General features: G+C 61.7%; 9 protein-coding genes and 1 pseudogene. All 10 read right to left on the reverse strand.

Annotation, left to right across the window (positions count from 1 at the left end):
- Positions 1-1,018 (reverse strand): annotated as a pseudogene (locus APY03_RS42300) (hypothetical protein); the annotation flags it as partial.
- A 255-nt stretch (positions 1,019-1,273) separates the two neighbouring features.
- Positions 1,274-4,231, reverse strand: coding sequence for a conjugal transfer protein TraG N-terminal domain-containing protein (locus APY03_RS02505; RefSeq protein ID WP_068673544.1), 2,958 nt, complete (start codon positions 4,229-4,231; stop codon positions 1,274-1,276).
- 14 nt (positions 4,232-4,245) lie between these two features.
- Positions 4,246-5,922, reverse strand: coding sequence for a conjugal transfer protein TraH (locus tag APY03_RS02510; RefSeq protein ID WP_068673546.1), 1,677 nt, complete (start codon positions 5,920-5,922; stop codon positions 4,246-4,248).
- Between the two features lie 37 nt (positions 5,923-5,959).
- The gene (gene traF / locus APY03_RS02515; protein WP_232324135.1) at positions 5,960-7,006 is read right to left on the reverse strand and encodes a conjugal transfer protein TraF; all 1,047 of its coding nucleotides are present in this window, start codon (positions 7,004-7,006) and stop codon (positions 5,960-5,962) included.
- 100 nt (positions 7,007-7,106) lie between these two features.
- Positions 7,107-7,847 carry a hypothetical protein gene (locus tag APY03_RS02520; protein WP_068673550.1) on the reverse strand — a complete coding sequence of 247 codons (741 nt, stop codon included), beginning with the start codon at positions 7,845-7,847 and terminating at the stop codon, positions 7,107-7,109.
- Between the two features lie 136 nt (positions 7,848-7,983).
- Positions 7,984-8,469 carry a hypothetical protein gene (locus tag APY03_RS02525; protein WP_146039479.1) on the reverse strand — a complete coding sequence of 162 codons (486 nt, stop codon included), beginning with the start codon at positions 8,467-8,469 and terminating at the stop codon, positions 7,984-7,986.
- 112 nt (positions 8,470-8,581) lie between these two features.
- Entirely contained in the window at positions 8,582-9,424 is an 843-nt protein-coding gene (locus APY03_RS02530; RefSeq protein WP_068673554.1) for a DNA topoisomerase, read from the reverse strand.
- A 4-nt stretch (positions 9,425-9,428) separates the two neighbouring features.
- Positions 9,429-9,953, reverse strand: coding sequence for a S26 family signal peptidase (locus APY03_RS02535; RefSeq protein ID WP_068673556.1), 525 nt, complete (start codon positions 9,951-9,953; stop codon positions 9,429-9,431).
- Entirely contained in the window at positions 9,950-10,471 is a 522-nt protein-coding gene (locus tag APY03_RS02540; protein ID WP_146039478.1) for a hypothetical protein, read from the reverse strand. The genes APY03_RS02535 and APY03_RS02540 overlap by 4 nt, the downstream gene beginning before the upstream one ends.
- A gap of 59 nt (positions 10,472-10,530) precedes the next feature.
- Complete coding sequence (locus tag APY03_RS02545) at positions 10,531-13,065, reverse strand: TraC family protein (protein WP_157103367.1); 2,535 nt, start codon at positions 13,063-13,065, stop codon at positions 10,531-10,533.
- Between the last annotated feature and the right edge of the window lie 17 nt (positions 13,066-13,082).

Below are 13,082 nucleotides of genomic sequence, written 5' to 3' on the forward strand. Positions count from 1 at the left end.
GCCCGACAACGGAGGTTGGAGCCGCGAGTACCGGGGCTGGCACGGTAGCGTTGAACGGACCAGGCTCCGCAGTCACAGGCGCAAGAGCGGCACGAACCGCCGCCGAAGTGGCCATTCGCTTCTCAGCGGAGGGCCGCTCAATAGGCGCAGTCAGCAGGTCATGCTGCTGTGACGGCCCAGCGGAGGGCGCCGCAACCAGGTCAAGGCCGAGAGCGGGCTTGAGGACGAGCTTGTCTTCCAGCACGGACAAAGGGCCGGACGTCACGGCTCCGACCGGGGCGGTCCCGGTGCCTGTCGTTGGGGACGCGCCGACGACCTGAGCGGGCTCGGCCTTGGCAAGGACTTTTTCCGCGGGCTCGGGCGCATCGCTCACGGCGCTCGAGGTGGAAGCGCCCTGAGCGACCGGTGCGGCTCCCAGGGAAGCCGTGCCACGCGTTTCGACAGCCCTGCCGGTCACGTCAGACGGCCCCAACGTCACCGTTGCAAGCGGCGCGTCGAACGTGGTATTGGAAGTTTTCTTGCGCACTGCGAATTTGCCACCGGCTGGCTCTCCCGCAAGAGGAGTCGCCAAGGCAGCGGACGACGCAAAGCTGGCCTTCGAAGCAGCATCTGCGGCCGTAGCGGCGGGTGCCCCTGCCGCGAGAGGTTCCGTCTTCAGGTGGTTTTGGGACGAAGCGGCGGTGCTTGCCACCTTTTCAATGACGCCGACGGCGAGCGGCTTGGGTTCAAAGCGCGGCAGAGGCGTGGTGGCTGCTTGCAGGACTTCCGCACGCTTTGCGCCGTCATCCAGTGCCGCTTCGGTGGTACGGAGGTAGACAGACTTCGACGACCAGTCGACGAGCACGTTGATGTTGGAATCTTTGGCCAGGTCGGCCAGGACGGAGGTCCATTCCTGGCCCACCTTCCACGACATCGACTCAGGCAAGGCGGCGGGTGGCTGGACATAGGTCCGCCAGCCGGCGGGAACGACCGTACGGAGCCCCTTGGACGTGGCAACGCCAACGCCATAGGTCTTCATCACGGATACGCTTTGCTCGGGCTGCCCCGATTGCTCCAAGCTTGAAGCAACCCCTGTTTGGCCAAACAGGGTAAGGGCGGCCCCTAGCACGAAGGCGTGCACTGGACGGGTCATGCAGGGTCTCAAGAGTTTGCAGTAGACCCCGTATAGGGAGCGCCGGTTTATATTCGCCGCGCGTCGGCCTAAAGCAAAAAATGGGGCACCCTGCAGGTACCCCTTTTCTTCGTGCCCGCCAAACCTGGGGCCGTTGTTCGGTCAGTCCAAGAATCCCTTGTCGATTTTTTCCATTCTCATGTTCCTGCCGGCGTTCTGTGCAAGTGCGCCTACCGCAGTGTTGGAAACCTTCGTTTCGTCCCGACCCGTCTGATTGGCCTCGGCCGTTCGCTGGGCTGTGCGGTTCGTCTCCTGGGTCCGGTTATCGAGTTCCGCACCGGTGTCGTTTACGAACTGGTTATAGGTCGGTGCGACGTTCGGCATGTCGCCAGCAGCGCTGCTCGAGCCGGGGCCAAATGCACCGCCGCCACCGCCACCAGCGCCACCGCCACCAGCGGGAGCACCTCCGCCTCCGACACCGAAATCGAGGCCGGTCCCTCCGCCGGTACCAAAGGCGCTGCCGCCACTGCCACCGAATGCGCCGCCACTGCCGCCTACGGCCGCAGAGGTCGTATTGAAGTGCTCAGCGCTTCGTGAACTGAGCTCGTTGAACCTCTCCCTAATCTCTGCTGCAGAGCCCATGCCCCGCGCGGCTTCGACTTGCGACATCAACTGATTTACGCCGTCAAGGGTCATGCCGCTGCTGAACGAAGCGGTACTGGTCAGGGACTGCATGTGCTCAAGCCCGGCGGTGACGCTCTCGCTGCGCTGTAGCGCTTCGCTGGCGGCCTGACGGAAGGCAACCTGGTTGTCATGGCTGCGCATCATCCCGATGACTTCTGCGTCGCTGCGAGTCACCGTATGGGTATTCCCCGAAGACGCCGTCCCGGATTCCTGCTTCGAAACACTGCTCGCCGTGCTCGTGCCGTGGGCTGCTTGGTCCGCCTTGTTATAGGCCTCTTGCTGCTCCGTTTTCGTATTCCCGTTCATGCCGGCCGAGGCGCCGGCCTTGATAGGCGAGATGCCTCCAGGCATGCCAACTCCGAATTCAGTGCTCGCCGTCGTGCCCATGCCCTGTCCCCGCTGCCCGCTTGAACTGTTCGTGCTGCTGCTGCTGGCCGAAGTGTTTTCTCCGGCTGAGTTGCTCTTGGTAACCTGTCGAGCCATTTGCATCGCCTGGTTGTATGCGTCCGCCGTCATCACGCTATGGTCGCCCTTTTGGTAGCGGCTCATCGCGTCGACAGTCGAAGCCGTGTTCTCCTTCATCGATGAGAGGTTGTGCGAGACGGACCGCTGCTCCGCCAGCTTCTGGCCAATTGACTCGCTCAGCTGCTGCTTCGCGTCCACCGTCGCTCCGTGCATCGAGGCACTAGAGCCGCCCGCTGCCTGCACGACGTCCAACGCACCCGCGTTGGCAAATGCGTTCGTGGCCTGGAACCCGACCGCCGAGGACATCGCGGTGTTGAATTTGTTGGCACTATAGTTGTCCATCGACATGTTGTTCATCGAGAGATTGCCTGACGCTGCAGCCGCACCCGCCTGGCTAGCGAACTGGGACCCCACGCCGCTCGAGATGAATTCGGTAAACGCCATGGCGCCCTTCACGATGCCCCAGGTAATCATGGGCACCATCGTTCCGAGGAACTGAGCGGCAATCACCATGTTCTTGGTCTTCTCATTGAACGCGCCCTTGCTGTTCATGGACAGGCCGCCGTCGACATTCAACACGCCGGTGAAGGACTCGGCCGCGAAAGATGTGATGACGAAGTTGATGATGGCGAAGCACGGCATCCACAGCGTGAGCCAAATGAGAATCTGGGCGTAGTTCTTGAAGATGCCCGCTCCAAGACCGGGCACTAGAAGTGCGACGATGATGAGGGGAGTGATGGCAAAGATGAATGCCTGCAACACGGTGAAGACGTAGCCCATCATGTTGTTGAAGGTCGAAAATGATGCGACCCACGCGGACTTCTGCGACGCTTCAGCCTGCGAGGCGCTCGCTGCCTGCATCAACTCGCTGTTGCCGGTTTGGGCGGCTGCAGTACGGAACGAGCCAGTCATGGAGTTCAGAAAGCCCTGCTGCAGGATGTAGCCGCTCGGGCTGCTGAAGCCGGAGGCCACCGAGCCGGGTGCGGCCGCTTGGGCCAGCATGGAACGGAACGCCGTCTCAAACGGAACCATGATGCCTGCCTTTTTCCAGGCTTCTGCACCGCGTCCAAGCATTGCGGCAGCGTGGGCGTTCATGTCCTTTTCGATATTGTCGTACGCCTTCTCGCAAGTCTCTACGGTGCCCATGCCGCCCAGCGTTCCGCCGGGCGTAGCCGCTCCGCCCTGGTCGGGGATAGGGAAGTACGTTGTCATGATGGACTTGTGCTGGGCGGACTTGTAGGTCTTCATGAGGTCGTTGGTGCGCAGCAGCGCGTCGACGCCAGTCAGCTCGCCATCCTTTCCGGGGCCCTTCAGCTTCAACAGGGCCATTGCAGGCACGACGCAATCGGCCGTATACGCGGACAAGGATTGCTTGAGGGCCGGGTAGCTGAAGCCGTACTCGTTCGACTCCTCAACCATCTTCGCAAAAAGGTTGAACTGACCCGCAGCTCCGCCCGTGAGCTTGAACTCAGCCGGAACCGAAAAGTAAGTCTCGAGAGACTTGGTGAAGTACTGCCCGACCTGTGAGGTCAGCGCGGAGGGAAGCGCCACCAGTGCGGGGACGCCGGTGACCACCCAGGAATCCTGCTGGCCGGCTTGATTTACGACCATGTCGTGCACCTGCACGTTCACGACAATCTTCGTCGTGAACAGTGTCACCATCCAAACCAGGAAGATGTAGCCAAACATCTTCATCAGGTTCTTGCCTGGGTCGAATCCGGCCTTCACCGCCAGCACCAGGAAGCCAAGGGTGGCCATCAGGAGCAGCAGGAGTGTGAAGCCAGAGTCGCCGGCATCCGGCACCATGAGCATTTTCACGCCCATCATGATGTCGTAGATGACCCGGCCATTTCCGAAGACGATGAGGTCCCACGAGTTGCCGTCGATGGGGTTCAGCGTCGACGGGGCGGCCAACGCGAGTCCCGGAGCCAGAAGCGCGGCCACAGCGAGAATGAGGTAGAGGAAGGGCATTGGTGCCTCGTCTTTTAGTTGCCGGTCGGCTGATTGCCGGCGCCGGTCGGGCTGAGGGAGCTGGCGAGGCCGGCAGCCATCTTGTTTTGTTGCAGCAGTTCGCCACTCATGACTTGCTGCTGGATTGCCAGGTTGATTTGGCGAATTTGCTCGCGCATGCCTTGCTGCGCGGCCATGTTCGATGCGATGAGGTTCTTGCGGGCCTTCGCTTCGGTCTTGGCAAAAGCCAGTGTTTCAATGACACGGCGAACCTGTTGCTCGTTCGTACAGCTTCCGCCACCCATGGTGCCGTCGACACGCAGGAACTCTTCCAGCATCGTGCCTGCTGCGCTTTCTGCCACCAGGATGCTCAGCGAGTCGAGCAAGTCGGCTGCGGCGACGGGGTACACAGCGGCCGCGTTGACGGCCTGGTACAACGGGTAGGGGGCTGCTTCCATGAGGTCGATGATTTCCTGGTCCATCGGCTTGTTATTCCGTACGTTGTCCACGGCGGTCGCCAACTGCTTCGCGACCTGGGGCAGGAAGCCCACGCCACTAACAACGTTGGCTTCAGCGAAGTCCTTCAGCACCAGCTTCTTGCAGGATTCCGATTCCTCGCACACCATCAGCCGCTTCAGCTTCAGGTTATCCAGCGACGCTCCGGAGTCCTGCTTGGCTCCCGCAAGTCCATCGAAGAAGGCCTTGCAGTAGGAGATGACGGCCGAGCCGTTGACCACCTTTGAGAAGGCGCTCTTGTCGGTACCACACATGAAGGCGCCGGTGATGTCCTTAGCCTCAACTTGAGGCGGGCAGAAAACCATCATCTGACCATCGGCCTCGCTTGGCTTCAACGTGCCGTTCGGAGTTTCGCAGGATGCCTCCTTGTCCCCTACGCGCAGGACGACTCCCATCATGTTCATGATGACGGTCTTGCGTGCGTAGATTTCGTCGTCAGTACCCTTGAACTTGTACTTGGCGCCGCCGAGCATTGCCCAGGTAACGTTGCCCACCCCGAGCTTGCACTCAAGCTCGGACTCTTGGCTTTTAGACTCCTTGGACCCCCCCGCCGTGCCCGGGTTGGCCTGCTTCACCGCCTGGGTAGAGCCCACGATGGTGTTGCATTGCTTGCTGATGGAGGACAGGAAGTCAGCGCTGGTACCGCTGCCAGAGGTCGTTGTTGCTCCACAGAGCTCCGAGGCAAAATCGTTCGGCTCCCCCTGGAACTTCTTGGCGGCTTCCATGCCGAGCTTGCACGCGTCGATGGAGAGTCGTGCCGCGACCTGGGCGGCATTCTTCAGCTGCTGCACGACATCGGCGCACTGCGGGCACAGGGATTTCAGGGTCAACATCGTCACGAACCCTAGCGCAGCGCCCGACGCGATGCTCTTGACCAACTGTTCGAACTCTTGGCTCGAGATGAAGGAAAAGCCGCCGAAGAAGGCCGATACGCCGTTGCACCCGACGGTGACCTTGGGTGGCGTGAACGAAAACAGCTGCGCCGACACGTCCTGCTTGGGCATCCGCATTTCTAGACCGCCCGCGATGAACGTGTTTCGAGCGGAGGATTCGTAACGGCCGCCTTTGTTGACGGCGGCAACTCCGCCCTTGGACAGCAGATTGCCAAAAGCGGCTGTGAGGTCGCGAGCGGATGCGAACGGCGCCTGCAGCAGCATCGAGGCTGCCAGGAAGAGGATGACGAGTTTGCGCAGCATTGGAGATTCCCCGTGATTTGGTCTTATAGGTACGCGTTCAGTTTTTACGCCCGAGCAGGTCATGGATAAGTTCCTCGGACACCTCCTGGCGTTTGCCTGCGCCTACGCCCGTCGAGAGGTTCCCCGTCGGCCCTTCGTCTTTCCCGAAATCCACGGAGGGCCGGCCGTCCTGCCCGTTTTCCACGCCCTTGAGCAAAGCCGTGCGGTATGCGGTGAAAAACTGCATTGCGCGGGTTGCCATGGAGTCAGCGTCGGTGATGCCGGTGGCAATACGAATCCAGGTATTGGGCTTGATGTAGAGGAAAACGGTGGGAACGGTAGCGACCTGAAGGGCCTGCGCGGCCTGGATGGCGACTTCGCCGGTCAGGCAACCCTCGACAAATGGCGCGATGCATTGGCCGTCGAGGCTGGCGTTACGGATGGGCAGCTTCGTACGCTCTTGCATAATCCGCAGCGGCTCGGCCATCTGATGGCAGAAGATGCAGTCGCTGCGCGAGAAGAAGACGAACATTCCGCCTTCGTCGCGTGCCACGTCGAAGATTTCGGCCTCTGAGCCTTTGCGCACCTCGGTCATGAGTCGCAAGCCCATCGCCGAGATGGGCTGCGCTGCCGTCGGGTCCAGTTCGGGGTTTTGGACCATGTTGTACCACCAGAGGTTCGTCACCTCACTGGTGCGCTCGAGCACCCAGCGCATGTAGTACTGGAAGGCTTCGACAGCCTGCGGGTCATTGTTGGAGACCACCATACGCTCCATCAGGGCGTCGCGCTGCTTCGCCTGGAACTCGAAATCTTGGCCTGGGTGGACGAACCCACAGTCGGCCGACCAGGTCGCTTTCTCCTTGCACTTCTCTTCCTTGCTCTTTTCAGGCTTTGAAGGTTGCGCCACGGGCTCAGGCTGGGGTTGAGGAGCCGGTTCCTCGAGCTTCGGTGGCTCCTTCTTCTTCTCGAAGTACCACCAGCCCTTCTCGGCCTTGGCGCGAGCGTCCGCGGCCGCGTTTTCCTTGAAGGTCGAGCTGGACTGGGCATGCGTCAACCCGGGCAGCGCAAGGGCGACGGACAGCAATAGGACGTGGAGAGGCTTCATTAGGCTGAGGTGGGTGAGCTTGAGCCGTGTAGCTCTGCCGTTTAAACAAAAGAAAAGGCCTGCCACCAGAGTGGCAGGCCCGAAATCAGGCGTTGAGGCGTCAGGCCGCCTTCTTCTCCAGGAACCCAGCCTGCTGCAGCACGTCCAGGCGCAACTGCGCGAGCTGGCCCTCCTCATTCAGGAATTCGAAGTCCACCGGGTGGTCCAGGAGTTCCGTCTCGCTCGGGTGAGCGGCCAGGCCGGTGACCTTCCGCTCAGCCGCATCTCGGGCTTCCAGGGCGGGCCGGCGCACGCGGTGCAGCACGCCACCGATTGACACCACGAAGAACGCCTCGTTCTTGAAGCGGACGTCCGTGATGACGAAGCACTTTCCGGGCTGCGCGTTGACGGCCGCACGCACCTGGTCGAGCCAGTACGAGTCGTACCCATACTTGCTCTTCCGGCGGAACTCGGTTCCCCAGAGTTGCAGCGTCCATCGTGGGCTTCTAGCCGCTTTCAGGACACCCCTCGTGCGGCGTGCCGAAACGTGGGGTGTCAGCTCACCGGTCTTGAAGTAGTGCAATGCAGCGTCGCGCAGGCTTCGGTCGCGGGTCGCAGACTTGAGCGCAATTTCCACAAAGTGGACGTTCACGCAGCGGCTGAGCGCGAGCGGCGTTTGCGGCAGCTCCTTGGACTTGCGATTGCCCAGGTACTCGACGGTCGTGCGGAACGCATCAGCCGCCTCCTGGTAGAGGGTGTCGGCGAAGCCAATGCGAATGAAGCCAAGCTCATTCACCAGCACCGCCGCGCATGTATCTTTGCCGGAGCCCCGTGCTCCCAGCATTCCGATGATTTGGCGCATATATGACCTCCAAAAGGTTGCGGGTCGTATAGCGACGGCTTTATCCGGTGCGGTTTAAGGCGCGCCCGGCCCAACGAGTGAACTGCTGCCAGCAAGAGAAAGCCCCGCGATGCGGGGCTTTCGAGGAATGACGGGGTTAGGCCACGGCCTTCATCGCCAGGGGGCGCAAGCTCGTTATTCGATAGCGCCGCCTGTCGTCCAGCACTACGAAAGCGCCGATGCCGGTCTTGTCCATGTGAAAACAGGCGTCGTTCACCAGCCCGGGCAGGTCAGAGATTTGCCGGTCGGGAAGCACTCCGGAGGTCGGAAATTGCTCGAGGTCGAGCGCTCTGCCTGACACCTTGCTGTATGAGAGCGGAACGAACCTGACGCTGCCATCGCGCTGCGCCAACGCCAAGGTGACCTCGGCTTCGAAGCAGTAGTGGGTGTTCGGTATCACCCGGAGTTCGATGCGGGGGAGCGGAAGCCCCGACTCGTCACGCGGAAGCGGTTCGTGCCGCATCCAGTCGACGCCAAAGTCGATTTCTCTCTCGAGTGTGCGGATGCGCTCTTCGGCTTCCTCTAGTTCGACGTCTTTCAGGTCGAGCAACTCTTCCAGTCGGGATTCGGTCGCGGTTGTCATGTTTGTCCTTGTGATGATTGCCCCCTTGCACAGGGCGTTGATGTCCTCCCGGTGTAGCGACCCAAAAGCGAAAGCCGGCACGGGGCCGGCTTTGCATGCGGAGGCAGGCGAGTTACTTGCTGATGTTCTCGTCAATCCAGCGCGACAGTTCGCGGCCGTCCTTCAGCGCGTCATCAGGCACAGTCAGGCCCTTCTCCTTGGCGATGCGGCCGGCGAACGCAATCTGCTTTTCGCTCGGACGCATGGCCGCGTCCTTGTTCTCGTCGATGAACGCCTTGCAGGCGTCCCAGTCGGCCATGACGTCGTCAGGGACCTTCTTGCCGACCTTGTCGGCGATGCGCTTCGCGAACTCCAGCATCTTGTCGCTGGGTTTGTTCGCACGTTTGGGGGTGTCAGTCATGCTTGATGAGCCTTCAGTTGAGGAGGTGGATGCGAGGCGCATTGAAGGCGCCACTTGAAATATAGAAACCAGCTGTCGCACGTTGTCTGCGACGCCGGCTTCAAAGGCTTTGCCGCCACCTGAAACGGCAACGCCATCAAGTTCTGCTTGCCAGCGTGCCGTGAGCGCAACGTCCGTGAGCTCGGGCATGATGGATTCAAGCCAGGTGATGAAGTCGAGACCCTTCGGGGTCGCGGTGATGGTCTTTCCCGAGGCCTTGATGTACTTGACGGCCTTGAGCTTCTCGATGGTTTCCGCACGGGTCGCGGCAGTGCCGATGCCAGAGGCTTCCTTGGTCCTGATGGCCTTGCGAAGAGTCGCGTCTTCCACGAACTTCGCGGCGCCCTTCATGTCGTCGAGCAGCGTTCCCTCCGTATAGGGCTTGGGGGCTCGCGTTTTGCGGGTCTTCAGTTCAACGCGAACGACGGTCGCCAGCTCGCCGTCCTCGAGGAAGGGCAGGCGCTGCGCCTTTTCATCTTTTTCGACGTCTGCTGCGTCAGCTTTCGCGGTGGCCATGTGGTTACCAGGTCAAGAGGGGAACAAGGGTGCGGGTGAGGCGCTCGTGGGCAATACGTCCCAGGTAGCGCGAGTCGAGGCTGTTCGTGTGGGCGGGTGCCAGCAGCAGGTACTCCCCGCGGGGAATCGCTCCGGCCAGGCCCTCTGCACGCGGCATCGGGCGTCCGCGGCTGTCGGCCGATGCAAAGGCGACGTCGGCGTGCTTCCCCGCAGCGGAGGACACGCGAAGGGACGCATCGACCTCGACCACGTCACCAGGCAAGCCCAGCGCGTACTTGCACAGCTGAAACCCATCGGGGAAGTAGTGGCGCGCCTCCGCCCAAGTCGGTGCCGAATAGGCGAAGCAGCCAATCTGACCGCGCACCAGGGGCGTCGTTGTCGCCTCGGTGGACAAATAGAGTCCCCGTGGAATCGATGCGGTGACGTTCCAGGACAGCGAGTACGGGACGACCTTCACGTACACATGAATCGCCAGCACAGAGCATGCGAGGATGATGAAGAAGCGCTCGAAGGCGTCGCGCGAAATCACGGGATAACGCTTTCACCGCTGGGGGCCACCGTCGTCTGCGGGCGACGGCTGGTCAGCGGCCCCATCAGCATGGTCGGTGCTACGTCCAGCGTGTATGCCACGGCGTCTCGCGTCGGGGCATTGGTCGGCATGCCGAGTTTCTTCAGCACGTCGTCGGTGATGTCGCGCGACACGCCGTGGGCCACCGACTGCTTCACGAGCACCAGCGTGCCCTCCCCTGCCACCTCCTCAATGGTCTTGCGGGTGCGTTCGGTAAGTCCCAGGAGGATTTCGTTCGCCTCGGCGACGTCCGCGCTGCCGGGCTTGAGGAACGCGGAGGCGACTGCGCGCTGCGCATTGGCAAACTTCACCACATCGAAGGTCACCGCGTTCACCGTGGATGTCCCGCCGCCGCCTTGTCCCAACGGAGAGAAGCGCAGCAGGAGCACTACGACCATCACGGCAAGCAAAAGCGTACCCCCGAGATAGGGAGCGAGCAGCTTGAAAATTTCGCCTTGTGAAGTGGTGTCGTCGTTCATGTTCACGTCTTGAAAGCAAACGCCCGGCATCGCCGGGCGTTCTGATGGACTCTCGCGCGTCAGGCGGCGTCTTGGCCACCCCACATTCGCGCGTAATCCTCCATTGCCAGCTTGTCGATGGCGTCCTCCAGCGTCATGCCCGACTCGGTGAGCTTGTTCAGCCTGATGATGTCGGTCGCCCTCGACGAGAACGTGTAGTAGGAGTGTTTATCCGTCACGAAGCGGTACACGCCCGCGCCGGCGTCATTGCGCACGAAGACCTCGGAAAACCCCTCGCCGGATTTCACGGACTTGATGAGCTCGATGGTGGCCTCGTCCGCCGAAATTCGCTTGTGGTCGACCGCGTAGTCGATGGACTCCTTCTTCTGGTGAAGAATGAACTGCCACGCGGCGTTTTCCACCGCAGCCATCGCTGCCTCGGACTTCGTAAAATCCTGGAAGGACTGCGTGATGACCCCGGCGACGCCGTTGTACTTACGCATCCGGCGGAAGGCGGTTTCGATGAACTTGCCGGTGCTGAGGCCGCCCATCAAGTCCCAGGCTTCGTCGATTGCCAGCAGCTTCGGGAGGGCCCGGTCGGAGAGGTACATCTCCTTCGTGCACTGGAACATCACCAGCTGCAGCACGACCGACTGGAGCTGTGGGTCCTGTTTGAGCTCTTCGAGTTCAATCACGACCAGAGGCTTGTTGAAGGAAACCTCACGCGGGCCGGTGAACCACGCGCTGTAGCGGCCATGGGAATACGCCATGAGCTGCATCGCGAGCTGGTGGGCCAGCTCCGGCGACGCGCCGTCCCAGACTTCCAGCTCTTCGACGACGTGCTTGAGTTCGGTAGCTGCAGCAAACTTTCGCCATGCCTTTTCGACCACGATTTCGAGCAGCTGATACTGGAACTGAGGCACATCCTCCGACTTGGTCAGGGGGAATGCCATCAGGCGCAGCAGCTCCTTGAGCATCGGCATGAGCTCGTTCAGGTCATCGACGGTGTTGATGCCGGTGAAGGGGTTCATCGACCGCGGCTTCTCCGCGTCGAAGACCAGGTTCTCACCGCCCATGACGGTACAGAAGCGGTGGTACGACCGCCCCACGTCGATAATGCGCGCGATACCGCCGCGGGAAAGGAAGTCGCAGACCAGCTCGTTGGTCAGGAATGACTTGCCCGAGCCAGAGGCGGCTACCACGACGAAGTTGTAGTTCGTGGAGTCCTTCCACAGCAGGTCGAAAGTTGCAAGTTGGCCCGAACGGGAAGTCAGCAGTAGGCCCGCGTGCTCCGGACCCGTACCGCGCCAGTCACCCTGGACTTGCATCATGGAGGCCGCGTTGATGGAACTCATCAGCCAAGCCCGCTGCATCCCGCGGTTCGGAGGGTCCATCGCCGGGACATACTGCAACGGCAGCGACGCGATGAACACCGGCAGGGAGATGTAGGGCTCGTCAGAAATTCGGAATCCGGCGCCTCGGAAAAAGCCCTTCACGCGCTCGGTCTGCTGTCGGGCCTCATCGGGCGGCGTGTACAGGTTGATGCCCGTGTAGGCGCGCACCAAGCGGTGCCCCTTGCTCGTTTCCTTGAGCAACGCTTCTGCGCGGTCCCGACGCTCGTAGAGGTGGCCCATCATCGAACGGAACCACTGGCTCTCAGACATCGTCTGCTTGTTCAGCATGCCGAACTTGCCCAGCAGGTCATCCTTCGAGTCATCGGGATGGAGAATGTGGACCGTCGTGTATGCCCAGTATGGACACGTGATACGGTCGTCCCAGGACATCGGGTCCCCGAGGGTGCGCGCCATGCTCGGCAGGTAGTGCGTATGGGGCGCCGCATCGACCGTGAGGCAACTCACGACAACGTCAGGCACGTGCTCGCCGTCCGCGTTCGTATCCCCTGCGTGCTTGCTGAAGCCGATGCGGCCGTCGCGCAAAACGCTGACACGGGTATTGCGGGACATGAGGTCCGCCGAGACCGGTTGGCCAGGCGTCGCCTCGAAAATACGTTCGGAGGGCTCGAGGTGCGGATTCAGAAGCTCCCAGAGCAGGAACTTGATGTCGACCTCAGCCATTTCCATCGATTGCATGCCCACGGCCGACAACGCGCTGGCGACCGTGTTGCGGCAATCACGCATCGTCTGGCGAAAGGCACGCATTTCGACTTCGCTTTTCACGTCACCCGTGAATGGAACGCGCGCGGCGACGTACCACTGCATCATGCGCGGATGCATGCGCGTGCGGGGCAGCATCGATGGGCCCAGGGCGGTGGTGAGCAGGAAGTCGCGGCGGCGCTCAACGATTTGTCGCAGTAGCGGGTTGTTCGTTTTGGCGAGGCGCGCGTTCGCCCAGGTGTTCACGAAGCCCTCGACCTGCGGGGTCACGAGTTTGCCGAATTGCAAGACCGACTCGGGCGGGAGACCCACCATGGCGGCCTCGATAGCACCTTCGGCGTTCACGCCGGCGACATTGAGCGGTGAGATGGCGAGCAGGAAGCCGATGGCCGGCCCGTGCCCGTCATCGAGGTACATGAAATTCGTCTCGTCATCGAAGAACCGATACGTGAATAGCGACGAGAACGATTCCCGGTCGGTCATGGCTGCCGCCGCCGACATCGTGGCGGGGACCGCCA

The sequence above is a fragment of the Variovorax sp. WDL1 genome (assembly GCF_001541225.1).
In the GTDB taxonomy this organism is placed as follows: domain Bacteria; phylum Pseudomonadota; class Gammaproteobacteria; order Burkholderiales; family Burkholderiaceae_C; genus Variovorax.

Excerpts from the sequence above, each read along its gene's own strand:
- APY03_RS02505 (WP_068673544.1), bottom strand. The coding sequence starts at position 4,231 with ATGCCCTTCCTCTACCTCATTCTCGCTGTGGCCGCGCTTCTGGCTCCG.
- APY03_RS02510 (WP_068673546.1), bottom strand. The coding sequence starts at position 5,922 with ATGCTGCGCAAACTCGTCATCCTCTTCCTGGCAGCCTCGATGCTGCTG.
- traF (WP_232324135.1), bottom strand. The coding sequence starts at position 7,006 with ATGAAGCCTCTCCACGTCCTATTGCTGTCCGTCGCCCTTGCGCTGCCC.
- APY03_RS02520 (WP_068673550.1), bottom strand. The coding sequence starts at position 7,847 with ATGCGCCAAATCATCGGAATGCTGGGAGCACGGGGCTCCGGCAAAGAT.
- APY03_RS02525 (WP_146039479.1), bottom strand. The coding sequence starts at position 8,469 with ATGACAACCGCGACCGAATCCCGACTGGAAGAGTTGCTCGACCTGAAA.
- APY03_RS02530 (WP_068673554.1), bottom strand. The coding sequence starts at position 9,424 with ATGGCCACCGCGAAAGCTGACGCAGCAGACGTCGAAAAAGATGAAAAG.
- APY03_RS02540 (WP_146039478.1), bottom strand. The coding sequence starts at position 10,471 with ATGAACGACGACACCACTTCACAAGGCGAAATTTTCAAGCTGCTCGCT.
- APY03_RS02545 (WP_157103367.1), bottom strand. The coding sequence starts at position 13,065 with ATGTCGGCGGCGGCAGCCATGACCGACCGGGAATCGTTCTCGTCGCTA.